Annotated in this window: 20 protein-coding genes and 1 pseudogene; 17 read left to right on the forward strand and 4 right to left on the reverse strand. The window is 69.2% G+C overall.

Features of this window, described 5'->3' with window-relative positions; all coding sequences use genetic code 11:
• Nucleotides 1–35 precede the first annotated feature (35 nt).
• The 9 genes from AB0M87_RS19870 (at nt 36) to AB0M87_RS19910 (ending at nt 10119) form a co-directional block, all read left to right on the forward strand.
• Complete coding sequence (locus tag AB0M87_RS19870; RefSeq protein WP_365854595.1) at nt 36–788, forward strand: YebC/PmpR family DNA-binding transcriptional regulator; 753 nt, start codon at nt 36–38, stop codon at nt 786–788.
• Nucleotides 789–939: 151 nt separating this feature from the next.
• Entirely contained in the window at nt 940–1473 is a 534-nt protein-coding gene (ruvC, locus tag AB0M87_RS19875; protein WP_365854597.1) for a crossover junction endodeoxyribonuclease RuvC, read from the forward strand.
• The gene (gene ruvA / locus AB0M87_RS19880) at nt 1470–2087 is read left to right on the forward strand and encodes a Holliday junction branch migration protein RuvA (RefSeq protein WP_365854599.1); all 618 of its coding nucleotides are present in this window, start codon (nt 1470–1472) and stop codon (nt 2085–2087) included. The genes ruvC and ruvA overlap by 4 nt, the downstream gene beginning before the upstream one ends.
• 14 nt (nt 2088–2101) lie before the next feature.
• The gene (ruvB, locus tag AB0M87_RS19885; protein WP_365854601.1) at nt 2102–3193 is read left to right on the forward strand and encodes a Holliday junction branch migration DNA helicase RuvB; all 1092 of its coding nucleotides are present in this window, start codon (nt 2102–2104) and stop codon (nt 3191–3193) included.
• A 165-nt stretch (nt 3194–3358) separates the two neighbouring features.
• Nucleotides 3359–3865 carry a preprotein translocase subunit YajC gene (gene yajC, locus AB0M87_RS19890; protein ID WP_365854603.1) on the forward strand — a complete coding sequence of 169 codons (507 nt, stop codon included), beginning with the start codon at nt 3359–3361 and terminating at the stop codon, nt 3863–3865.
• 146 nt (nt 3866–4011) lie between these two features.
• Nucleotides 4012–5730 (forward strand): protein translocase subunit SecD, encoded by a 1719-nt coding sequence (secD, locus tag AB0M87_RS19895; protein ID WP_365854605.1) that lies wholly within the window; start codon nt 4012–4014, stop codon nt 5728–5730.
• Nucleotide 5731: 1 nt separating this feature from the next.
• Nucleotides 5732–6856: a protein translocase subunit SecF gene (gene secF / locus AB0M87_RS19900; protein WP_365854607.1), complete on the forward strand. Its 1125-nt coding sequence runs from the start codon at nt 5732–5734 to the stop codon at nt 6854–6856.
• Nucleotides 6853–7392, forward strand: coding sequence for an adenine phosphoribosyltransferase (locus AB0M87_RS19905; RefSeq protein WP_365854609.1), 540 nt, complete (start codon nt 6853–6855; stop codon nt 7390–7392). The genes secF and AB0M87_RS19905 overlap by 4 nt, the downstream gene beginning before the upstream one ends.
• Nucleotides 7393–7560: 168 nt before the next feature.
• A complete protein-coding gene (locus AB0M87_RS19910) occupies nt 7561–10119 on the forward strand; it encodes a bifunctional (p)ppGpp synthetase/guanosine-3',5'-bis(diphosphate) 3'-pyrophosphohydrolase (protein ID WP_365854611.1) in 2559 nt (852 codons plus the stop codon).
• Between the two features lie 69 nt (nt 10120–10188).
• On the opposite strand, the gene AB0M87_RS19915 is transcribed toward AB0M87_RS19910, so the two are convergent.
• Together AB0M87_RS19915 and AB0M87_RS19920 are read right to left on the reverse strand one after the other, a co-directional pair.
• Nucleotides 10189–11418 carry a DUF349 domain-containing protein gene (locus tag AB0M87_RS19915; protein WP_365854613.1) on the reverse strand — a complete coding sequence of 410 codons (1230 nt, stop codon included), beginning with the start codon at nt 11416–11418 and terminating at the stop codon, nt 10189–10191.
• A 192-nt stretch (nt 11419–11610) separates the two neighbouring features.
• A complete protein-coding gene (locus AB0M87_RS19920; RefSeq protein WP_365854615.1) occupies nt 11611–12396 on the reverse strand; it encodes a peptidylprolyl isomerase in 786 nt (261 codons plus the stop codon).
• A gap of 138 nt (nt 12397–12534) precedes the next feature.
• Between AB0M87_RS19920 and AB0M87_RS19925 the strand changes: the two genes are divergently transcribed.
• Nucleotides 12535–13221, forward strand: coding sequence for an MBL fold metallo-hydrolase (locus AB0M87_RS19925; protein WP_365854617.1), 687 nt, complete (start codon nt 12535–12537; stop codon nt 13219–13221).
• A 10-nt stretch (nt 13222–13231) separates the two neighbouring features.
• On the forward strand, nt 13232–14494 hold the full coding sequence (gene hisS, locus AB0M87_RS19930; RefSeq protein WP_365854619.1) for a histidine--tRNA ligase: 1263 nt from the start codon (nt 13232–13234) through the stop codon (nt 14492–14494).
• 96 nt (nt 14495–14590) lie between these two features.
• Here the strand turns inward: hisS and AB0M87_RS19935 are convergent.
• Together AB0M87_RS19935 and AB0M87_RS19940 are read right to left on the reverse strand one after the other, a co-directional pair.
• A pseudogene (locus tag AB0M87_RS19935) lies at nt 14591–15435 on the reverse strand (ABC transporter permease).
• Nucleotides 15432–16286, reverse strand: coding sequence for an ABC transporter ATP-binding protein (locus AB0M87_RS19940; protein WP_365854621.1), 855 nt, complete (start codon nt 16284–16286; stop codon nt 15432–15434). The pseudogene AB0M87_RS19935 and the gene AB0M87_RS19940 overlap by 4 nt, the downstream one beginning before the upstream one ends.
• Nucleotides 16287–16424: 138 nt before the next feature.
• Between AB0M87_RS19940 and AB0M87_RS19945 the strand changes: the two genes are divergently transcribed.
• The 6 genes from AB0M87_RS19945 (at nt 16425) to alaS (ending at nt 23071) form a co-directional block, all read left to right on the forward strand.
• Nucleotides 16425–17045: a vitamin K epoxide reductase family protein gene (locus AB0M87_RS19945; RefSeq protein ID WP_365854624.1), complete on the forward strand. Its 621-nt coding sequence runs from the start codon at nt 16425–16427 to the stop codon at nt 17043–17045.
• Nucleotides 17046–17086: 41 nt separating this feature from the next.
• The gene (locus AB0M87_RS19950; protein ID WP_365854626.1) at nt 17087–18445 is read left to right on the forward strand and encodes a replication-associated recombination protein A; all 1359 of its coding nucleotides are present in this window, start codon (nt 17087–17089) and stop codon (nt 18443–18445) included.
• Between the two features lie 287 nt (nt 18446–18732).
• Nucleotides 18733–19347 carry a 30S ribosomal protein S4 gene (gene rpsD / locus AB0M87_RS19955; RefSeq protein ID WP_164265384.1) on the forward strand — a complete coding sequence of 205 codons (615 nt, stop codon included), beginning with the start codon at nt 18733–18735 and terminating at the stop codon, nt 19345–19347.
• 262 nt (nt 19348–19609) lie between these two features.
• Nucleotides 19610–20038 carry a DUF948 domain-containing protein gene (locus tag AB0M87_RS19960; RefSeq protein ID WP_365854628.1) on the forward strand — a complete coding sequence of 143 codons (429 nt, stop codon included), beginning with the start codon at nt 19610–19612 and terminating at the stop codon, nt 20036–20038.
• 7 nt (nt 20039–20045) lie between these two features.
• The gene (locus tag AB0M87_RS19965; protein ID WP_365854630.1) at nt 20046–20402 is read left to right on the forward strand and encodes a DUF6167 family protein; all 357 of its coding nucleotides are present in this window, start codon (nt 20046–20048) and stop codon (nt 20400–20402) included.
• A complete protein-coding gene (alaS, locus tag AB0M87_RS19970; RefSeq protein WP_365854632.1) occupies nt 20402–23071 on the forward strand; it encodes an alanine--tRNA ligase in 2670 nt (889 codons plus the stop codon). The genes AB0M87_RS19965 and alaS overlap by 1 nt, the downstream gene beginning before the upstream one ends.

The following is a 23071-nucleotide window of genomic DNA, read 5'->3' on the forward strand; positions in this document are numbered from 1 at the left end:
CGTCCAGGAAATGGTTACGCGAAGGAGACAGGCAGATGTCCGGCCACTCTAAATGGGCTACGACGAAGCACAAGAAGGCCGTGGTCGACGCCAAGCGCGGCAAGCTCTTCGCGAAGCTGATCAAGAACATCGAGGTTGCCGCCAGGACCGGTGGCGTCGACCCCGAGGGCAACCCGACGCTCGTCGACGCCATCCAGAAGGCGAAGAAGAGCTCCGTACCGAACAAGAACATCGACTCGGCGGTCAAGCGCGGCGGTGGCCTCGAAGCGGGCGGCGTCGACTACCAGACGATCATGTATGAGGGGTACGGGCCCAACGGTGTCGCGGTGCTCATCGAGTGCCTCACCGACAACCGCAACCGTGCCGCCTCGGACGTGCGGGTCGCGATGACCCGCAACGGCGGCTCGATGGCAGACCCGGGCTCGGTGTCCTACCTGTTCAACCGCAAGGGCGTCGTGCTGGTGCCCAAGGGGGAGCTCGGCGAGGACGACGTGCTCGGCGCGGTCCTGGAGGCCGGCGCCGAAGAGGTCAACGACCTGGGCGAGTCCTACGAGGTCGTCAGTGAAGCCACCGACATGGTCGCGGTCCGCACCGCGCTCCAGGAGGCCGGCATCGACTACGACTCCGCCGAGGCCAACTTCATGCCGACCATGCAGGTCGAGCTGGACGAAGAGGGCGCGCGGAAGATCTTCAAGCTGATCGACGCGCTGGAGGACAGCGACGACGTGCAGAACGTCTTCGCCAACTTCGAAGTTTCGGACGACGTCATGGAGAAGATCGACGCCTGACGGGCACTCAGTACCGCGGAGAGGAACGGGCCGACAGGGACACGCCCCTGTCGGCCCGTCCGCGTTGTCGGTGCCACCGGTTAACCTGCAACAACGCAGGAACACATGGTCGAAAGGACGCGAAGGCGCCACGACACGAGGGAGGGGCACCGTGCGTGTACTGGGCGTGGACCCGGGGTTGACCCGGTGCGGCGTCGGCGTGGTCGAGGGTGTCGCCGGCCGCTCCCTGAAGATGCTCGGCGTCGGCGTGGTCCGCACCCCGGCGGACGCCGAACTCGGCGTCCGGCTGGTAGCGGTCGAGCGCGGCATAGAAGAATGGCTCAACCAGTACCGGCCGGAAGTCGTCGCCGTGGAGCGGGTGTTCAGCCAGCACAACGTCAGTACGGTGATGGGCACCGCGCAGGCGAGCGCGGTCGCGATGCTCTGCGCCGCCCGGCGCGGCATCCCGGTCGCCCTGCACACCCCCAGCGAGGTCAAGGCAGCCGTCTCGGGCAGCGGCCGAGCCGACAAGGCGCAGGTCGGCGCGATGGTGACCCGGCTGCTGCGACTCGACGCACCGCCCAGACCGGCCGACGCGGCCGACGCCCTCGCCCTCGCCATCTGCCACATCTGGCGGGCCCCCGCGCAGAACCGGCTCCAGCAGGCCGTCGCCGCCCACCGCACGCTGAAAGGCCGTACCGCATGATCGCCTTCGTATCGGGTCCGGTGGCCGCCCTGGCCCCGACCACCGCCGTCGTGGAGGTCGGCGGGGTCGGCATGGCCGTCCAGTGCACCCCGAACACGCTCTCCACCCTGCGCATCGGCCAGCAGGCCAAGCTGGCCACCTCGCTGGTCGTCCGGGAGGACTCGCTCACCCTCTACGGCTTCCTGGACGACGACGAACGCCAGGTGTTCGAGCTGCTCCAGACCGCCAGCGGGGTCGGTCCCCGTCTCGCCCAGGCGATGCTCGCCGTGCATACACCGGACGCCCTGCGGATCGCGGTCGCCGGCGGCGACGAGAAATCGCTGACCGCGGTGCCCGGCATCGGCAAGAAGGGCGCCCAGAAGCTGCTTCTGGAGCTCAAGGACCGCCTCGGCGCCCCGCAGGGCACCGGCGCCCGACTGGCCGCACAGCGGTCCGCCCCCGGCCCCGCCCCCTGGAGCGAGCAGCTGCACACGGCGCTCGTCGGCCTCGGATACGCCCCACGGGAGGCCGAAGACGCGGTGACCGCCGTCACCCCGCAGGCCGAGGCCACCGCCGACCCCAACGTGGGTGCGCTGCTCAAAGCCGCCCTGCAGACCCTCAACCGCGCCCGCTGATCGAGAGACCCACCATGCTGCCTCCTCAGAACAAGTGGGACGATCCCGCCCCTGGCACCGAAGAGCGCCTGGTGGGATCCGACGCCGACGGTGAGGATCAGGCCGTCGAGGCCGCGTTGCGCCCCAAGGACCTGGACGAGTTCGTCGGCCAGGAAAAGGTCAGGCAACAGCTCGACCTGGTCCTCAGGGCGGCCAGACAGCGCGGCGCCACCGCCGACCACGTACTGCTCTCCGGCGCGCCCGGACTCGGCAAGACCACCCTGTCGATGATCATCGCTGCCGAGATGGGCGCCCCGATCCGCATCACCTCGGGTCCGGCGATCCAGCACGCCGGAGATCTCGCCGCGATCCTCTCCTCGCTCCAGGAGGGCGAGGTCCTCTTCCTCGACGAGATCCACCGGATGTCCAGGCCGGCCGAGGAAATGCTCTACATGGCCATGGAGGACTTCCGGGTGGACGTCATCGTCGGCAAGGGCCCCGGCGCCACCGCCATCCCTCTGGAGCTGCCGCCCTTCACCCTGGTCGGCGCCACCACCCGGGCCGGGCTGCTGCCGCCCCCGCTGCGCGACCGCTTCGGCTTCACCGGACATATGGAGTTCTACGAACCGTCCGAGCTGGAGCGGGTCATCCATCGCTCGGCCCGTCTCCTCGACGTGGAGATCGGCGAGGAGGGCGCCGCCGAGATCGCCGGCCGCTCCCGGGGCACCCCCCGGATCGCCAACCGGCTGCTGCGCCGCGTCCGGGACTATGCCCAGGTCGAAGCCGACGGCGTCATCACCCGGGAGGTGGCAGGGGCGGCGCTCGCGGTGTACGAGGTTGACGCCCGCGGACTCGATCGGCTGGACCGTTCGGTGCTCCAGGCGCTGCTCAAACTGTTCGGCGGCGGGCCGGTCGGCCTGTCCACCCTTGCGGTGGCCGTGGGGGAGGAGCGGGAAACGGTCGAGGAGGTCGCCGAGCCCTTCCTGGTGCGGGAAGGCCTGCTGGCGCGTACCCCGCGCGGCCGGGTGGCCACCCCCGCCGCCTGGGCCCATCTGGGACTCGTACCCCCGCAGGGCGGCGGTGGAGGGGCTCCGGGAACAGGACAAGGAGGCCTGTTCGGGGCGTGATGACGCGCAAGGGTGCACGCGGAGGAACCCGGGTGCCATGCTGGGCGTTGTTCCATAGAGGCGGACTCGCTTAGACTCCGCCGATGCCGCCCTTCCAAGTCGGCATGCCCCGCCCCCGAAGATCAGGCCGTGATCAGCACGGTCGTGCGAAGGAAGTTCCCTCCCGTGAGTCTCGTGACCCTCCTCCCCTTCATCGTGCTCATCGGGGCCATGTTCCTGATGACCCGCTCTGCCAAGCGCAAACAGCAGGCGGCCGCATCGATGCGTAATGAGATGCAGCCCGGCAGCGGCGTCCGCACGATCGGGGGCATGTACGCCACCGTCAAAGAGGTCAGCGAAGACTCGGTCCTCCTGGAGATCGCGCCCGGCGTGCACGCCGTCTACGGCAAGAACGCGATCGGTGCCGTGCTCGACGACGCGGAGTACAACCGCATCGTGCACGGCGAGACCGCCGTTGTTCCCGACGACGCCTCCTCGCTGACCGAGCTCGACGAGCCGGCGGACGACGCCAAGATCGACCTGGGCAAGCACGACGTCCCGGACGACGCAGAGCCCGAGGACGCCACGGCCGCCGACACGGACGCCGAGGCGAAGGCCGACGACCAGGCCGAGACCAAGGCCGACAAGACTGACAAGTCCGACAAGGCCGACGGCGAGGGCGACGCGAAGTAACACCCACGGGGACCCCGGGCGCCCGACGGCGCGCCGTGGTCCCCGAGACCGTGCTCCGCCGCGGCGGAGCAGGTCCTCCACATCACTTCGTGGCCGCCCACAGCGCATACCCGGCGCACGGCGGTAGGACAGGGAGAATCGACAAGGTGGCAGCACCGAACAAGGGCCGAAGGCAGACGGGAGCCCAGGGCAAGCCCGGGCGTGCCCTGGCCCTGATCCTGATCGTCATGGTTGCGCTCGTCGGCGGGATGTTCTTGTCGAAGCAAGCCACGCCGCGTCTCGGCATCGACCTCGCCGGTGGTACGAGCATCACGCTCGCGGCCAAGAACCAGCCGGGCAAGCCCAATGCGATCAACAAGAAGAACATGGACACCGCGGTCAGCATCATCAACCGTCGTGTCAACGGTCTCGGTGTGAGCGAAGCCGAGGTGCAGACCCAGGGCAAAGACCACATCATCGTCAACATCCCCAAGGGGACGAACGAGAAGCAGGCCAAGGAGCAGGTCGGTACCACCGCTCAGCTGTACTTCCGGCCGGTTCTGACCGCCGCCGCTGGGAAGCCGACGGCCACGCCCTCCGCCACCCCGTCGCCGAGCGCTTCGTCGACCGCCAAGGGCAAGGCGTCGTCGAAGGCCACCCCGTCGTCGAGCGCCTCCCCGCAGGGCCGTGCGGTCACCGACGCCCTCAAGGCCGACCCGACCCCGTCCGCTTCGGACAAGCCCGCGTCCTCCGCCACCCCGTCGCCCGCCCAGAGCGCCCAGGTTGCCAAGCTGCAGAAGGACTTCGCTGCGGCGGACTGCTCGACTGCGGCGGGACGTTCCAAGGTCGGCGCCGCCGCTGCCGCTGCCAAACCCACCGACCCGGTCGTCGCCTGTGACCAAAAGGGTGGCGAGAAGTACGTCCTGGACGCGTCCGCCGTCGCCGGCACCGACGTGGACAGCGCGAAGGCGGTCATCGACCAGCAGCGCGGTGAGTGGATCGTGCAGATGGACTTCACGAGCAAGGGCTCGAAGAAGTTCCAGACGGTCACCAAGAAGCTCTCGCAGCAGCAGGACCCGCAGAACCGGTTCGCGATCGCCCTGGACGGCGCGGTGGTGTCGGCCCCCAGCGTCAGCGAGACGCTCAGTGGCAGCGCCGAGATCTCCGGCAGCTTCACCCAGCAGTCCGCCGAGGACCTCGCCAACGTCCTGTCCTACGGCGCACTCCCGCTCTCCTTCCACGAGGAGACGGTGACCTCGGTGACCGCCGCCCTCGGCGGCGAACAGCTGCAGGCCGGTCTGATCGCCGGTGCGATCGGCCTCGCGCTGGTCATCATCTACCTGGTCGCGTACTACCGGGGTCTCGCGGCCATCGCGATCCTCAGCCTGACGGTCTCCGCCATCCTCACCTACGCGATCATGACGCTGCTCGGCAAGGGCATCGGCTTCGCACTGAACCTGCCCGCGGTGTGTGGTGCGATCGTTGCGATCGGTATCACCGCGGACTCGTTCATCGTGTACTTCGAACGCATCCGTGACGAGATCCGCGAGGGGCGCACCCTCCGCCCCGCCGTCGAGCGGGCCTGGCCCCGCGCCCGGCGCACCATCCTGGTCTCGGACTTCGTGTCCTTCCTCGCCGCGGCCGTGCTCTACATCGTGACCGTCGGCAAGGTGCAGGGCTTCGCCTTCACGCTGGGCCTCACCACCCTGCTCGACGTCGTCGTGGTGTTCCTGTTCACCAAGCCGATGGTGACGCTGCTGGCCCGCAGGAAGTTCTTCGCGAGCGGGCATCCCTGGTCCGGCCTCGACCCGAAGCGTCTGGGCGCCAAACCACCGCTACGGCGCACCCGCCGCCCCTCCGCCTCTACCGACCCGAAGGAGGCGTGACATGTCGCGACTCGGCACCATGGGCGCCCGGCTGTACCGAGGTGAGGTCGGTTACGACTTCGTCGCGAAGCGGAAGATCTGGTACGGCATCTCGATCCTGATCACCATCACGGCCATTGTCGGCCTGGCGGTGCGTGGTCTGAACCTGGGCATCGAATTCCAGGGCGGTGCGGTCTTCACCACGTCCAAGGACACCCACATCTCCGTGGTGGACGCCCAGCGGACCGCGCAGGAGGTCTCCGGTCACCCGGCGACCGTACAGAAACTGGGCGGCGGCGGACTGCGGATCCAGGTGGCCGGTATCAGCACCGGTACGGCCGACAAGCTGCACGACCGTTTCGCCAAGGATCTGCACGTATCGCCCAACCAGGTCGCGGCCGACGTGGTCGGTCCGAGCTGGGGTCAGTCGATCGCCAACAAGGCCTGGCAAGGTCTGGCGATCTTCATGATCCTGGTGGTGATCTATCTGGCCATCGCCTTCGAGTGGCGGATGGCCGTCGCCGCGCTGGTCGCCCTGATCCACGACCTGACCATCACGGTCGGGGTGTACGCGCTCGTCGGGTTCGAAGTCACCCAGGGCACCGTGATCGGTCTGCTGACCATCCTGGGTTACTCGCTCTACGACACCGTCGTCGTCTTCGACGGTCTCAAGGAGGCGTCGAAGGACCTCAAGAAGCAGACCCGCTTCACCTACAGCGAGATCGCCAACCGCAGCCTCAACGGCACCCTGGTGCGTTCCATCAACACCACGGTCGTCGCGCTCCTCCCGGTGGCCGGGCTGCTCTTCATCGGCGGTGGCTTCCTGGGCGCCGGGATGCTGAACGACATCTCGCTCGCGCTGTTCGTCGGCCTCGCGGCCGGCGCCTACTCGTCGATCTTCATCGCCACTCCGCTGGTCGCCGACCTGAAGGAGCGCGAGCCGGCGATGAAGGCGCTCAGGAAGCGGGTGCTCGCCAAGCGTGCTTCGGCCGCGGCCAGGGGCGAGTCCGCCACGGAGACCGCCGACGCGGATGACGAGCCCCGGGACGCCGACCCCGAGGGCACCGCCGTGGCGGGCTCGGTGGCCGGCCCCCGGCCGCCCGCCCCGCGCGGCGGCAGGGGCCGTACCCAGGGCAAGCGCCGATGACCGGCACCCAGGAGCTGCTGCTCAGCCGCATCCGCGACGTGCCGGACTATCCGAAGCCGGGCGTGGTCTTCAAGGACATCACCCCGCTGCTCGCGGACCCGGAAGCCTTCACCGCGCTGACCGACGCGCTCGCGGAACTGTGCCTGCGGCACGGCGCTACGAAGGTCGTCGGCCTGGAGGCGCGCGGGTTCATCCTGGCCGCACCGGTGGCCGTCCGCGCCGGTATGGGCTTCATCCCCGTCCGTAAGGCCGGCAAGCTCCCCGGCGCCACGCTCGCGCAGTCCTACGAGCTGGAGTACGGCAGCGCCGAGATCGAGGTGCACGCCGAGGACCTGGACGCGGACGACCGCGTCATGGTCATCGACGACGTACTCGCCACCGGTGGCACGGCCGAGGCCTCCCTCGAGCTGATCCGGCGGGCCGGTGCCCGGGTGGTGGGGGTGGCCGTGCTGATGGAACTCGGCTTCCTGAACGGGCGAGCCCGTCTGGAGCCCGCGCTGAGGGGCGCTCCGCTCGACGCGCTGATCACGGTCTGACCCACACGAGGCGACGCGGAGGCGGGCATCCGGAACCATCCGGGCGCCCGCCTCCGCTTCCGTATTCCGCCCCCGGCGAACCGGCCCGGGGCGAGCGGAGCCCCCGGGATCGTTACCATGGGTTTTCCGGACCTGACCGGGGAACCCGGACCCGCACGAGGAGTGCCCTTGCCAGACGAGGCCCAGTCCGCAGCCGCCGCGCAGCCCCATGAGCAGAACCAGAAGGCCGCGGTGGATTCAGCGCTGCCCCAGAAGCTGCCTGCGGAGAAGCCTCCCGCGGCGCCCGCCGCCCCGGTGGTGCGCCCGGACGGCAGCGCGCCGCTCTCGACGCCCAAGCCCGCTCCGCGGGGTGCCGTCGAGCCGGCCTCCCAGGGCGCTCCGGCCAGGCCGGCCGCCCCCGCTCCCGCCCCGGCCACCCGCTCCAGCGGCTCGTCGAACCGCGTGCGGGCCCGGCTCGCCCGCCTCGGCGTGCAGCGCTCCTCCCCGTACAACCCGGTCCTCGAACCGCTGCTGCGGGCGGTGCGCGGAAACGATCCCAAGATCGAGACCGCCACCCTGCGGCAGATCGAGCGTGCCTACCAGGTGGCCGAGCGCTGGCACCGCGGGCAGAAGCGCAAGAGCGGCGACCCGTACATCACGCACCCGCTGGCCGTCACGACGATCCTCGCCGAGCTCGGCATGGATCCGGCCACCCTGATGGCCGGTCTGCTGCACGACACGGTCGAGGACACCGAGTACGGTCTGGACACCCTGCGCCGTGACTTCGGCGACCAGGTGGCCCTCCTCGTCGACGGCGTCACCAAGCTCGACAAGGTCAAGTTCGGTGAGGCCGCGCAGGCCGAGACCGTTCGCAAGATGGTCGTCGCGATGGCCAAGGATCCGCGGGTGCTGGTCATCAAGCTCGCCGACCGGCTGCACAACATGCGCACGATGCGCTATCTCAAGCGGGAGAAGCAGGAGAAGAAGGCCCGCGAGACCCTGGAGATCTACGCTCCGCTGGCCCACCGCCTGGGCATGAACACCATCAAGTGGGAACTGGAGGACCTCGCGTTCGCGATCCTCTACCCGAAGATGTACGACGAGATCGTGCGGCTGGTCGCCGAGCGCGCCCCCAAGCGGGACGAATACCTCGCCATAGTGACCGACGAGGTCCAGGCCGACCTGCGCGCCGCCCGTATCAAGGCGACGGTCACCGGCCGACCCAAGCACTACTACAGCGTCTACCAGAAGATGATCGTGCGGGGCCGGGACTTCGCCGAGATCTACGACCTGGTGGGCATCCGCATCCTTGTCGACACCGTCCGCGACTGCTACGCGGCGCTCGGTACCGTCCACGCCCGGTGGAATCCGGTGCCCGGTCGGTTCAAGGACTACATCGCGATGCCCAAGTTCAACATGTACCAGTCGCTGCACACCACGGTGATCGGGCCCAGTGGCAAGCCCGTAGAGCTCCAGATCCGTACGTTCGACATGCACCGCAGGGCCGAGTACGGCATCGCCGCGCACTGGAAGTACAAGCAGGAGGCCGTGGCCGGCGCCTCCAAGGTGCGTACCGACGTGCCCAAGCACACCGGCAAGGGTGCGGGCCAGGACACCGTCAACGACATGGCGTGGCTGCGGCAGTTGCTCGACTGGCAGAAGGAGACCGAGGACCCCAGCGAGTTCCTGGAGTCCCTGCGCTTCGACCTCTCGCGCAACGAGGTCTTCGTCTTCACGCCCAAGGGCGACGTCATCGCGCTGCCGGCGGGTGCCACACCGGTCGACTTCGCATACGCGGTACACACCGAGGTCGGCGACCGGACGATAGGCGCCCGGGTCAACGGACGCCTGGTGCCGCTCGAGTCGACTCTGGACAACGGCGACCTGGTGGAGGTCTTCACCTCCAAGGCCGCGGGCGCCGGACCGTCCCGCGACTGGCTGGGCTTCGTCAAGTCGCCCCGGGCACGCAACAAGATCCGCGCCTGGTTCTCCAAGGAGCGCCGCGACGAGGCGATCGAGCAGGGCAAGGACTCCATCGCGCGCGCCATGCGTAAGCAGAACCTGCCGATCCAGCGCATCCTCACCGGCGACTCACTGGTCACCCTGGCCCACGAGATGCGCTACCCGGACATCTCCTCGCTGTACGCGGCGATCGGCGAGGGTCATGTCGCGGCGCAGGGCGTCGTGCAGAAACTGGTGCAGGCACTCGGCGGCGAGGACGCCGCCAACGAGGACATCGCCGAGAGCACGCCACCCTCGCACGGGCGCGGCAAACGCCGGGCCAACGCCGACCCCGGCGTAGTCGTGAAGGGCGTCGAGGACGTCTGGGTGAAACTCGCCCGGTGCTGCACACCCGTCCCCGGCGACCCCATCATCGGGTTCGTCACCCGCGGCAGTGGTGTCTCGGTGCACCGGGCGGACTGCGTCAACGTGGACTCGCTCTCACAGCAGCCGGAGCGGATCCTCGAGGTCGAGTGGGCCCCCACCCAGTCCTCGGTGTTCCTGGTCGCCATCCAGGTCGAGGCGCTGGACCGGTCACGGCTGCTCTCCGACGTCACCCGGGTACTCTCCGACCAGCACGTCAACATCCTGTCGGCGGCCGTGCAGACCTCCCGCGACCGGGTGGCCACCTCACGGTTCACCTTCGAGATGGGCGACCCCAAGCACCTCGGCCACGTGCTGAAGGCGGTACGCGGCGTCGAGGGCGTGTATGACGTGTACCGGGTCACCTCGGCCCGGCGCCCGTAGATACCTCCGCTCACGCCAGGGGCCCCGCACAGGACGGTGCGGGGCCCCTGGCGTACGGCGTCGGTGGCGTCAGCCGCCGAACTCCTGCAGGCCCTTCAGCGCCTGGTCGAGCAGTGCCTGCCGGCCCTCCAGCTCACGCGCCAGCTTGTCCGCCCTGGCGTTGTTGCCCGACGCCCGGGCCGCGTCGATCTGGGTACGCAGCTTGTCGACGGCGTCCTGCAACTGGCCCGTCAGGCCCGCGGCACGCGCACGCGCCTCCGGGTTGGTGCGGCGCCACTCGGACTCCTCGGCCTCCTGAAGCGCGCGCTCCACGGTGTGCATCCGCCCCTCGACCTTCGGGCGCGCGTCACGCGGCACGTGCCCGATCGCCTCCCAGCGCTCGTTGAGCCCGCGGAAGGCGGCCCTGGCCGCCTTGAGGTCCCGCACCGGGAGGAGCTTCTCCGCCTCGGCCGCGAGGTCCTCCTTCAGCTTGAGATTCTCGCTCTGCTCGGTGTCCCGCTCGGCGAACACCTCGCTGCGGGCCGCGAAGAAGACGTCCTGGGCGCCGCGGAAGCGGTTCCACAGATCGTCCTCGGCCTCGCGCTGGGCCCGGCCCGCCGCCTTCCACTCGGTCATCAGATCGCGGTACCGGGCGGCGGTGGCGCCCCAGTCGGTCGAGCCGGAGAGCGACTCGGCCTCGGTGACCAGCTTCTCCTTGGCCTTGCGGGCCTCTTCGCGCTGCGCGTCGAGCGAGGCGAAGTGCGCCTTGCGGCGCTTCGAGAACGCCGACCGGGCATGCGAGAAGCGGTGCCACAGCTCGTCGTCCGACTTCCGGTCGAGCCGCGGCAGGCCCTTCCAGATGTCCACCAGAGCCCGCAGCCGTTCGCCCGCGGCCCGCCACTGGTCGCTCTGCGCCAGCTCCTCGGCCTCGACGACCAGAGCTTCCTTCGCGTGCTTCGCCTCGTCCGTCTGCTTGGCCTTCTGGACCTTGCGCTCCTCACGGCGCGCGTCGACCGTCGAGACCAGGCCGTCGAGTCGCACCCGCAGGGCGTCCAGATCGCCCACGGCGTGATGCTCGTCGACCTGTCCGCGCAGGTGATCGATGGCGGCCCGGGCATCCTTGGCCGAGAGATCGGTGGTCTTCACCCGCCGCTCCAGGAGGCCGATCTCGACGACCAGGCCCTCGTACTTGCGCTCGAAGTAGGCCAAAGCCTCTTCGGGAGAACCTGCCTGCCAAGAACCGACGACCTTTTCGCCATCGGCGGTACGCACGTATACGGTGCCCGTCTCATCGACACGGCCCCACGGGTCGCTGGTCACAGCGCCTCCATCCACATGATGCCTGCGGGGACTGTGCGGCCCCCGGGCATCGTCCACAGTTTCTTCGGCCGGGCTGCATACGCCCCGCACACCGCCAACATAGGCGAACGGCAGGGTGGCTGTCCGCATCCGGCCCGTCCGAATATCCCCGGCCCCGCGATCGGTTTCCCGGCCGGGGCCCGATGTCCCGGCTCAGGAGGCGGCGACGGTGGCCTTCGTGACGGTGACGGACTTCTTGGGGGCGCCGTCCTGTCCTCCACCGGTCACTCCGGCCTTGGCCACGTCCTTGACCACCTTCAGGCCCGCGGCGTCGATCGTCCCGAACGGGGTGTACGTCGGGGGCAGCTTGCTGTCCTTGTAGACCAGGAAGAACTGGCTCCCGCCGCTGTGCGGCTGACCGGTGTTGGCCATCGCCACCGTCCCGGCCGGATAGGTCACCGTGCCCTCGGCCCCCGCCTTGCCGAGTGCGGTCAGGTTCTCGTCGGGGATGGTGTAGCCGGGCCCCCCGGATCCGTCGCCCTTCGGGTCGCCGCACTGCAGCACGTAGATCCCGCCGGTCGTCAGCCGGTGGCACTTGGTGCCGTCGAAGAAGCCCTTGTCCGCAAGGTACTTGAAGGAGTTGACGGTGTGCGGCGTCTTCGCGGCGTCCATCGCCAGCGCGATCGTTCCCCGGTTCGTCTTGAGCGTGAAGGTGTACTTCGCCTTCTTGTCGATCTTCATCGCGGGCTCGGGCGGAGTGGTGCTGCTCGCCGACGGCGCGGCGGACGGCGAGGCGGCAGCGTCCTTGCCGGTCGAGCTGTCGCCCTTGAAGGCTCCGGCTCCGTAGGCGACGGCGCCGGCCACGACCACCACGGCGACGGCCGAGGCGATCACGGCATTGCGACGGCGTCCCTTGCGCCGGGCCATGACACGGCGCTGCTGCTGCCGCTCGAATTTTTCCCTGGCGAGCTGCCGCCGCCGCTGATCGCTGCTGACCACCGGGTGTTCTCCCTCGAATGTGTGTCCTGAACCGGTCCGGGCTAGGCCGTACCGTATATGGGTTCGCTGTGCGATGAGGAGCGCCGGTAGGCTCTGATCTGCTGCAAACTCCCGCTGGACCGACATTTAAGGACGATCGTGCTCATTGCCGGGTTCCCCGCCGGGGCCTGGGGCACCAACTGTTATCTGGTGGCCCCCGCCGCAGGCGAGGAGTGCGTGATCATCGATCCGGGCCACCAGGCGGCCCAGGGAGTCGAGGACGCGCTCAGGAAACATCGGCTCAAGCCCGTGGCGGTCGTCCTCACGCATGGCCACATCGACCATGTGGCATCGGTTGTTCCGGTGTGCGGAGCACACGACGTACCGGCGTGGATCCACCCCGCCGACCGCTTCATGATGAGCGACCCGGAGAAGGGCATCGGCCGGACCATCGGGATGCCGCTGATGGGCGAGCTGACCGTGGGGGAGCCGGACGACGTCAAGGAGCTGGCCGACGGGACCGAGCTGGAACTCGCCGGTCTGGAGTTCGCCGTCTCGCACGCGCCCGGCCATACCAAGGGGTCTGTGACGTTCAGGCTGCCCGAGGCGGAAGACATTCCGCAGATCCTCTTCTCGGGCGACCTGCTCTTCGCCGGCTCCATCGGACGCACCGACTTCCCTGGCGGCGACCACGCCGAGATGCTCGAATCGCTGGCCCGTGTGTGCCTGCCGCTCGACGACTCGACCGTGGTGCTGCCGGGCCACAACGAGCAGACGACCATCGGCCGTGAGCGCGCCACCAACCCCTTCCTGCAGGGCCTGGCCGCTCCCCGACGAGGAATGTGACGAACTTTCCGTGAGTACTTTCCAGGCCCCCAAGGGCACCTACGACCTGCTTCCGCCCTCCTCCGCGAAGTTCCTCGCGGTGCGGGAGGCGATCGCCGCGCCACTGAGGAACGCGGGCTACGGCTACATCGAGACCCCGGGCTTCGAAAACGTCGAGCTCTTCGCCCGGGGCGTCGGCGAGTCCACCGACATCGTCTCCAAGGAGATGTACGCCTTCGAGACCAAGGGCGGCGACAAGCTCGCGCTGCGCCCGGAAGGCACCGCCTCGGTACTCCGCGCGGCGCTGGAGGCCAATCTGCACAAGGCCGGGAACCTGCCGGTCAAGCTCTGGTACTCCGGCTCGTACTACCGGTACGAGCGCCCGCAGAAGGGCCGTTACCGGCACTTCTCGCAGGTCGGCGCCGAGGCGATCGGCGCCGAGGATCCCGTACTGGACGCCGAGCTGATCATCCTGGCCGACCAGGCCTACCGCTCGCTCGGGCTGCGGAACTTCCGCATTCTGCTCAACTCGCTCGGCGACAAGGAGTGCCGCCCCGTCTACCGCGAGGCGCTGCAGACCTTCCTGCGCGGGCTCGACCTCGACGAGGACACCCGGCGCCGGGCCGAGATCAACCCGCTGCGGGTGCTCGACGACAAGCGCGCCGACGTGCAGCGGCAGCTGGCCGGCGCACCGGTGCTGCGGGACCACCTCTGCGACGCCTGCAAGGCCTACCACGAGTCGGTGCGTGAGCTCATCACCGCAGCGGGCGTCGACTTCGAGGACGACGAGAAGCTGGTGCGCGGCCTCGACTACTACACCCGTACCACCTTCGAGTTCGTGCACGACGGGCTCGGCTCGCAGTCCGCGGTCGGCGGCGGCGGCCGCTACGACGGGCTGTCCGAGATGATCGGCGGCCCCGAACTGCCGTCCGTCGGCTGGGCGCTCGGCGTCGACCGTACGGTGCTGGCGCTGGAGGCGGAGGGCGTGGAGCTGGAACTGCCCGCGACCACCAGCGTGTTCGCGGTGCCGCTCGGCGAGGACGCCCGCCGGGTGCTGTTCGGAGTCGTCACCGAGCTGCGGAGGGCAGGGATCGCGACGGACTTCGCGTTCGGCGGCCGAGGCCTCAAGGGTGCGATGAAGAGCGCCAACCGATCGGGCGCCCGGTTCACGATCGTGGCCGGCGAGCGTGACCTCGCCGACGGCGCCGTCCAGCTCAAGGACATGGAGTCCGGTGAGCAGAGCGCGGTACCGCTGGGCGGCATCGTCGAGGCGGTCCGCTCGAAGCTGGGCTGATGTCCGGGCCGGCCCGAACCACGTGAGGCCCGGACGGGAGCACATCCCCGTCCGGGCCTTTCGGCCGCTGTCACCCGGAGAACGCCCGGGCCGCGGTCAGGCGTCGCGCCGGTTCTTCCAGCGGAAGGTCAGCAGGCACAGCACGAGTCCGCCGACGCACCAGGCGCCCAGCACCAGGGCGGTCTTCCCGAACTCCCAGCCGCCTGCCTGTTCGAGCACCGACGCCGAGTCGGGCAGGAAGACTCCGCGGAAGCCCTGGCACATCCACTTCAGCGGGAAGACCGCGCTGATGTCGAGCAGCCAGTCGGGCACCGTACCGATCGGGATGTAGACCCCCGAGATGAACTGCAGGATCAGGAACGGCAGCACCACCACGGAGCTGGCGCTCTTCCCCGACCTGGGGAGGCTGCTGATGGCGATGCCCAGCAGCGCGCACGAGGTCAGCCCCAGGACGAAGAGCCACCCGAACGTCAGCCAGTTCATGGCGTCCGACGGGAGATCGAGATCGAAGAGCCCGGCGCCGACCACCAGCAGAATCGCCGTCTCCGCGAGCCCCGTGATCAGCACCATCCAGATCTTGCCGAGGAAGTACGCGGCGGGAGGCATCGGGGTGCCGCGCAGCCGGCGCAGCACCTTCTCGTCCCGTTCGATGGCGATCGAGATACCCAGGGACTGGAACTGGTCGACATGATGCCCGAAGCGATCATCCCGGCGGCGTACAGCTGTGAGGCGGTGATCCCGGCGCCCTCGACGTCGTCGCTGAAGATGGACGCGAACAGTGCCAGGAAGACCACCGGAAAGGCGAAGGTGAAGATCACCTGTTCGCGCTGGCGGGCGAACTGTTTGAGCTCGAGTGCGCCGCGGCTCAGCCCGATCCTCCAGGCGCCGGGGAGCCGGCCGGAGGCGGTCCGCAGCGGGGACGGCGTGGTGACGGCGGTCATCGGGCGTTCTCCTGTCCGGTGAGGCGCAGATAGACGTCCTCGAGAGTGGGGCGGCTGATTCCGAGGCCGGGGATCTCCCCGTCGAAGCGCTGCATGAGTTCGGCGACCGTGCGGGTCGGGGTCGCCGTCCGTTCCGAACGCTGGGCGCCGTCCGGTTCCGACCACTCGACCGTGGCGTCCGTCCCGTACTGCTCACGCAGCGCGGCGGGTTCGCCCTCGGCGACCACCCGCCCGGCCGCGATGACCGCGAGCCGGTCGGCGAGTGCCTCGGCCTCCTCCAGATAGTGCGTGGTCAGCAGAATGGTGGTGCCTTCGGCGGCGAGCTGCCGGATGAGATCCCAGAACTGCCGGCGGGCGGCCGGGTCGAAGCCCGTCGTCGGCTCGTCGAGCAGCAGGAGTTCGGGCCCGCCGATCACCCCGAGCGCCACGTCGAGCCTGCGCCGTTGCCCGCCCGAGAGCGCCTTGACGCGGCTGTCGGCCTTGGCCCCGAGACCGACCAGCTCGATGACCTCGGTGGCATCACGAGGTTTCGGGTAATAGCGGGCGAAATGGGTAACCGTTTCCCGGACCGTCAACTCGGCGGGTGCTGATTCGTCCTGCCAGACGATTCCGACACGTGAGCGCCAAGTACGGCTCCCGGAAGCCGGATCGGCGCCCAGAACGGACACCTCGCCGGCATCCCGGGAGCGGTGTCCCTGCAGGATTTCCACCGTCGTGCTCTTGCCCGCTCCGTTCGGGCCGAGGATGCCGAAGACCTCTCCCGGGTGAATCCCCAGGTCCAGGCCGTCGACGGCGGTCACTTCGCCGTACTGCTTGCGGAGTCCGCGTACTTCCACCGCGAGTGCTGTCATGCCGAGGAGTCTTCCGCCGTACTGAACGGGTGGGAACAGTCAGGCGTACATCCTTATGTCCATCGAACGGTGGACACCCCGCGCGGTACGGCACAATGAGCCCTGCCCAGCAGGCCACAGAAGCGACGGATCGGCATGATGACGACGACATTGGTGGAAGACGTGTCCGCGCAGCAGGATCGGAAGACCGGCAGTGGCCGTGCCCTTGCCTGGGTGCTGGCCGTCACAGGCGCCGCCGGGCTGCTCGCGGCGTGGGTCATCACGCTCGATGAGTTCAAGCTGCTGAAGGACCCGAACTTCACGCCCGGTTGCAGCATCAACCCGGTGCTGTCCTGCGGCAACATCATGAAGAGCGCCCAGGCGTCGGTGTTCGGGTTCCCCAACCCGATGCTGGGTCTCGCCACCTACTCGGTGGTGATCTGCGTCGGGATCAGCCTGCTGGCCGGCGGCCGCTTCAGCCGCTGGTACTGGCTCACCTTCAATGCGGGCTGCCTCTTCGGTGTCGGTTTCGTCACCTGGCTCCAGTACGAGTCGCTGTACTCCATCAATGCGCTCTGCCTCTGGTGCTGCCTGGCCTGGGTCGGCACCATCACGCTCTTCTGGTACGTCACCGCGCACAACATCCGGACCCGGCAGCTGCCCGCGCCCGCCTGGCTGCGGAGCTTCCTCGGCGAATTCACCTGGGTGCTCCCGGTGCTGCACATCGGCATCATCGGCATGCTCATCCTGACCCGCTGGTGGAGTTTCTGGACCAGCTGACGGCGGGGACTCTGTCAGTCGGGTGACATAGGGTTTTGAGCGTGGAACCCGATCTGTTCACCGCCGCCGCCGAAGAACGCAGCCGGCAGGACCCGTCCAGCAGCCCGCTTGCCGTACGGATGCGTCCGCGCACCCTCGACGAGGTCGTCGGCCAGCAGCATCTGCTGAAGCAGGGATCACCGCTGCGGCGGCTGGTCGGCGAGGCGGGCGGCGGACCGGCAGGGCCATCGTCGGTGCTGCTCTGGGGCCCGCCGGGGATCGGCAAGACGACGCTCGCCTACGTCGTCAGCCAGGCGACGCAGAAGCGTTTCGTCGAGCTCTCGGCGATCACCGCGGGGGTCAAGGAGGTGCGAGCGGTCATCGACGGCGCGCGCCGCGCCTCCGGGGGGTTCGGCAAGGAGACCGTCCTCTTTCTCGACGAGATCCACCGCTTCAGCAAGGCCCAGCAGGACTCGCTGCTGCCCGCCGTGGAGAACCGCTGGGTCACCCTGATCGCCGCGACCACCGAGAATCCGTACTTCTCGATCATCTCCCCGCTGCTCTCCCGCTCCCTGCTGCTCACCCTCGAATCGCTCACCGACGATGACCTGCGCGCCCTGCTGCACCGTGCGCTGACCGAGGAGCGGGGACTCGGCGGGTCGGTGACCCTGCGGCAGGACGCCGAAGCGCATCTGCTGCGGATCTCGGGCGGTGACGCGCGCCGTGCGCTCACCGCGCTGGAAGCGGCGGCCGGCGCGGCGATGGCCAAATCGGAGCCGGAGATCACCCTCGAGACGGTGGAGGAGACGGTCGACCGTGCCGCGGTGAAGTACGACCGGGACGGCGACCAGCACTACGACGTGGCGAGTGCCCTGATCAAGTCGATCCGCGGCTCGGACGTGGACGCCGCACTGCACTATCTCGCCCGCATGATCGAGGCCGGGGAGGATCCGCGTTTCATCGCCCGCCGGCTGATGATCTCGGCCAGCGAGGACATCGGTCTCGCCGACCCGGCCGCGCTGCCCACCGCGGTCGCCGCCGCCCAGGCCGTCGCGCTGATCGGCTTCCCCGAGGCCGCGCTCACCCTCAGCCACGCCACCATCGCGCTGGCTCTGGCACCCAAGTCGAATGCCGCCACCATGGCGATCTCGGCTGCCCGGGCGGACGTGCGCAACGGCCTGGTGGGCCCGGTCCCGGCGCATCTGCGTGACGGCCACTACAAGGGCGCCGCCCAGCTCGGCCATGCCCAGGGGTACGTCTATCCGCATGATGTACCGGGCGCCATCGCCGCCCAGCAGTACGCACCCGACGCCGTCCAGGGCAAGCGCTACTACGAGCCCACCCGGTACGGCGCCGAGGCGCGCTACGCGGATGTGGTGGAAAAGGTGCGCGAGCGGCTGTCGGCGGACGACCACCACTGATCCCGCGCTGCCACTGATCCTGCCGTCTCCGGACGCTGGTAACGAGCACCGCCACCGAGCAGGTACTCTGTAGGCGAGTTCGTGTGCGCTCGGCTGCTGACGGCATCCGGGCGGTTTCAAGTCCGCTGGGACGCGGCTGACCACGATCTGATCGGACCTCCGTCGTGTCGATGCCCTGAGCGTCGGCCTTCTTCGTGCTGTCCGTGAGGTGACGGGTTGTTCCCCGGGCATGACACGCGATCTCCTTGAGCAAGGTGAATGCAACCAACCATGGAGGTCTGGAGAACGTGCCTAACCAGTCGCGTCCCAAGGTCAAGAAGTCACGCGCGCTCGGTATCGCGCTGACGCCGAAGGCTGTCAAGTACTTCGAGGCCCGCCCGTACCCGCCGGGTGAGCACGGCCGTGGCCGCAAGCAGAACTCGGACTACAAGGTCCGTCTGCTCGAGAAGCAGCGGCTGCGCGCCCAGTACGACATCAGCGAGCGCCAGATGGCACGCGCCTACGACCGCGCCAAGAAGGCCGAAGGCAAGACGGGCGAGGCGCTGGTCGTCGAGCTCGAGCGTCGCCTCGACGCCCTGGTCCTGCGTTCGGGCATCGCCCGCACCATCTACCAGGCCCGCCAGATGGTCGTGCACGGTCACATCCAGGTCAACGGTGGCAAGGTCGACAAGCCGTCGTTCCGCGTCCGTCCCGACGACGTCGTGATGGTCCGCGAGCGCAGCCGCGAGAAGGTCCCCTTCCAGGTCGCCCGCGAGGGTGGCTACGACACCGAGGGTGAGACCCCGCGCTACCTCCAGGTGAACCTGAAGGCTCTGGCCTTCCGCCTGGACCGCGACCCGAACCGCAAGGAAATCCCGGTCATCTGCGACGAGCAGCTGGTCGTCGAGTACTACGCCCGCTGATCCGGACGTACCGCGCGCTTCAGCGTTCCGGCCCGTCGTCCCGCCGTTCCCTTCGGAGCGGTGGGCGGCGGGCCTTCGCGTGCCGGGCCGCGCGGCCCCGGGCGACCGCGACGTCCGCCGTCATCCCGCACCGTACGCAGCGGTAATCGGGTACAGGGGGCGAGCCCCGGCGCGATAGGCTCGGACCACCACAATCCGACGTGACGTCCGACGGGACGTCCGACGATCGACGTGACTTCCGACGACCAGAGAGCGGTGCGACGTGTCCGGTGGAGAGGTGGCCGGCCTTCTGGTGGCAGTCTTCTGGGCGATCCTGGTCTCCTTCCTCGCCGTGGCACTGGTGAGGCTGGCCCAGACGCTCAGGGCGACCACCAAGCTCGTGGCGGATGTGACGGATCAGGCCGTCCCGCTGCTCGCCGATGCTTCGGCGGCCGTGCGTTCGGCGCAGACCCAGCTCGACCGGGTCGACGCCATCGCGACCGACGTCCAGGAGGTCACCTCCAACGCCTCGGCGCTCTCGACCACCGTCGCCTCGACATTCGGCGGCCCCCTGGTGAAGGTCGCGGCCTTCGGCTACGGCGTACGCAGGGCTCTCGGACGCAAGGCGGACACCGAGTCCACGCGTTCCGGCGGGCCGGTCATCGTCGGCCGTACGGTGCCGGCCGCACGGCGTAGGAAGCGGAAGGGCTGACGCTGCAATGTTCCGCCGTACTTTCTGGTTCGCCACCGGCGCCGCAGCCGGTGTGTGGGCCACCACCAAGGTCAACCGCAAGATCAAGGCGCTGAGTCCGGAGAGCCTCGCGGCGCAGGCGGCGAACAGGGCCGTCGACGCGGGTCACCGGCTCAGGGAGTTCGCGATCGAGGTACGGGCCGGGATGGTCCAGCGCGAGGCCGAGCTCGGCGAGGCGCTCGGCATCGACGCGGCGCCCGGCCCCGGACTTCCCGCGCCGCGGCGCTTCGCCGCCATCGAGAACACGAGCACGGAACGCACGCGCGTTCAGTACACCAGGCATTCGCACACCAGGCATTCGGACAACCGGAATGAGGACCACTGATGGAGTCGGCTGAAATCCGCCGCCGCTGGCTGAGCTTCTTCGAGGAGCGCGGGCACACCGTTGTCCCTTCGGCGTCGCTCATCGCGGACGACCCGACTCTGCTGCTCGTCAACGCGGGCATGGTCCCCTTCAAGCCGTACTTTCTCGGTGAGATCAAGCCGCCCGCCCCGCGCGCCACCAGCGTGCAGAAGTGCGTACGTACACCGGACATCGAAGAGGTCGGCAAGACCACCCGGCACGGCACGTTCTTCCAGATGTGCGGGAACTTCTCCTTCGGCGACTACTTCAAGGAAGGCGCCATCAGCTATGCCTGGGAGCTGCTCACCAGCTCCGTGGCCGCTGGTGGTTACGGACTCGACCCCGAGCGACTGTGGATCACGGTCTACCTCGACGACGACGAGGCCGAGCGGATCTGGCGCGACACGATCGGCGTGCCGGCCGAGCGCATCCAGCGCCTCGGCAAGAAGGACAACTTCTGGTCCATGGGCGTCCCCGGCCCCTGCGGCCCGTGTTCGGAGATCAACTACGACCGCGGCCCGGAATTCGGCATCGAGGGCGGCCCGGCCGTCAACGACGAGCGCTATGTGGAGATCTGGAATCTGGTCTTCATGCAGTACGAGCGGGGTGCCGGAGACGGGAAGGAAGACTTCCCGATCCTCGGTGACCTGCCGTCGCAGAACATCGACACGGGCCTCGGCCTCGAACGGCTCGCCATGATCCTCCAGGACGTGCCGAACCTGTACGAGATCGATACCTCGCAGGTCGTCATCGACAAGGCCACCGAGCTGACCGGCGTGCGGTACGGCGACGACGAGAAGTCGGACGTCTCCCTGAGGGTCGTCACCGACCACATGCGCACATCGGTGATGCTCATCGGGGACGGCGTCACGCCGGGCAACGAGGGCCGCGGTTATGTGCTGCGCCGCATCATGCGCCGGGCCATCCGCAACATGCGTCTGCTCGGCGCCACCGGACCCGTCGTCGCCGAACTGCTCGACGTCGTGATCAACGCCATGGGCCAGCAGTATCCGGAGCTGATCACCGACCGCAAGCGCATCGAGACGGTCGCCCTGGCGGAGGAGGCCGCCTTCGTCAAGACGTTGAAGGCCGGCACCAACATCCTCGACACGGCCGTGAGCGACACCAAGGCCTCGGGCGGCCGGGTGCTGTCCGGCGACAAGGCCTTCCTGCTCCACGACACCTGGGGCTTCCCGATCGACCTCACCCTGGAGATGGCCGCCGAGCAGGGGCTGTCGGTGGACGAGGACGGCTTCCGCAGGCTGATGAAGGACCAGCGGGAGCGGGCCAAGGCGGACTCCAGGGCCAAGAAGACCGGCCACGCCGATCTCTCCGCCTACCGCCAGGTCGCCGACGTCTCCGGTTCCACCGAGTTCACCGGATACACCTCCACCGAGGGCGAGTCGACCATCGTCGGCGTGCTCGTCGACGGTGTGCCGTCGCCCGCCGCCACCGAGGGCGACGAGGTCGAGATCGTTCTGGACCGGACCCCGTTCTACGCCGAGGGCGGCGGCCAACTCGCCGACACCGGCCGGATCAAACTGGCCTCGGGCGCGATCGTCGAGGTACGCGACGTCCAGCAGCCGGTCCCCGGGGTCTCCGTGCACAAGGGCTCCGTCCAGGTCGGCGAGGTGACGGTCGGCGCCGCCGCCTACGCCGTCATCGACCTGCGCCGCCGCCGGGCCATCGCCCGCGCCCACAGCGCCACTCACCTCACCCACCAGGCGCTGCGCGACGCTCTCGGCCCGACCGCCGCCCAGGCCGGTTCGGAGAACTCGCCCGGCCGCTTCCGCTTCGACTTCGGCTCGCCCAACGCGGTGCCGGGCACCGTGCTCACCGACGTCGAGCACAAGATCAACAACGTGCTGGCCCGCGAACTCGACGTCATGGCCGAGGTCATGTCCATCGATGAGGCCAAGAAGCAGGGCGCCATCGCCGAGTTCGGTGAGAAGTACGGCGAGCGGGTGCGGGTCGTCACCATCGGCGACTTCTCGAAGGAGCTGTGCGGCGGTACGCACGTCGCCAACACGGCCCAGCTGGGCCTGGTCAAGCTGCTCGGCGAGTCGTCTATCGGCTCCGGTGTGCGCCGTATCGAGGCTCTGGTCGGGGTGGACGCCTACAACTTCCTGGCCCGGGAGCACACGGTCGTCGCCCAGCTCCAGGAGCTGGTCAAGGGCCGCTCCGAGGAGCTTCCGGAGAAGATCTCGGGCATGCTCGCCAAGCTGAAGGACGCCGAGAAGGAGATCGAGAAGTTCCGCGCGGAGAAGGTCCTGCAGGCCGCCGCCGGGCTTGCCGCCGGCGCCCAGGACGTACGCGGGGTCGCCGTGGTGACCGGCCAGGTGCCGGACGGTACCGGCGCCGACGACCTGCGCCGGCTGGTGCTCGACGTCCGCGGTCGGATCCCGGGCGACCGGCCGGCCGTGGTGGCCCTCTTCACCACCGCCAACGGCCGTCCGCTGACGGTCATCGCCACCAACGAGGCCGCCCGCGAGCGCGGCCTCAAGGCCGGCGAGCTGGTCCGTGCCGCTGCCAAGACGCTTGGCGGTGGCGGCGGTGGCAAGCCGGACGTCGCCCAGGGCGGCGGACAGAACCCGGACGCCATCGGTGACGCCGTGGCCGCCGTCGAGCGCCTCGTCGGCGAAACGGCCTGA

The organism is Streptomyces sp. NPDC051320 (genome assembly GCF_040682175.1).
GTDB lineage: Bacteria > Actinomycetota > Actinomycetes > Streptomycetales > Streptomycetaceae > Streptomyces.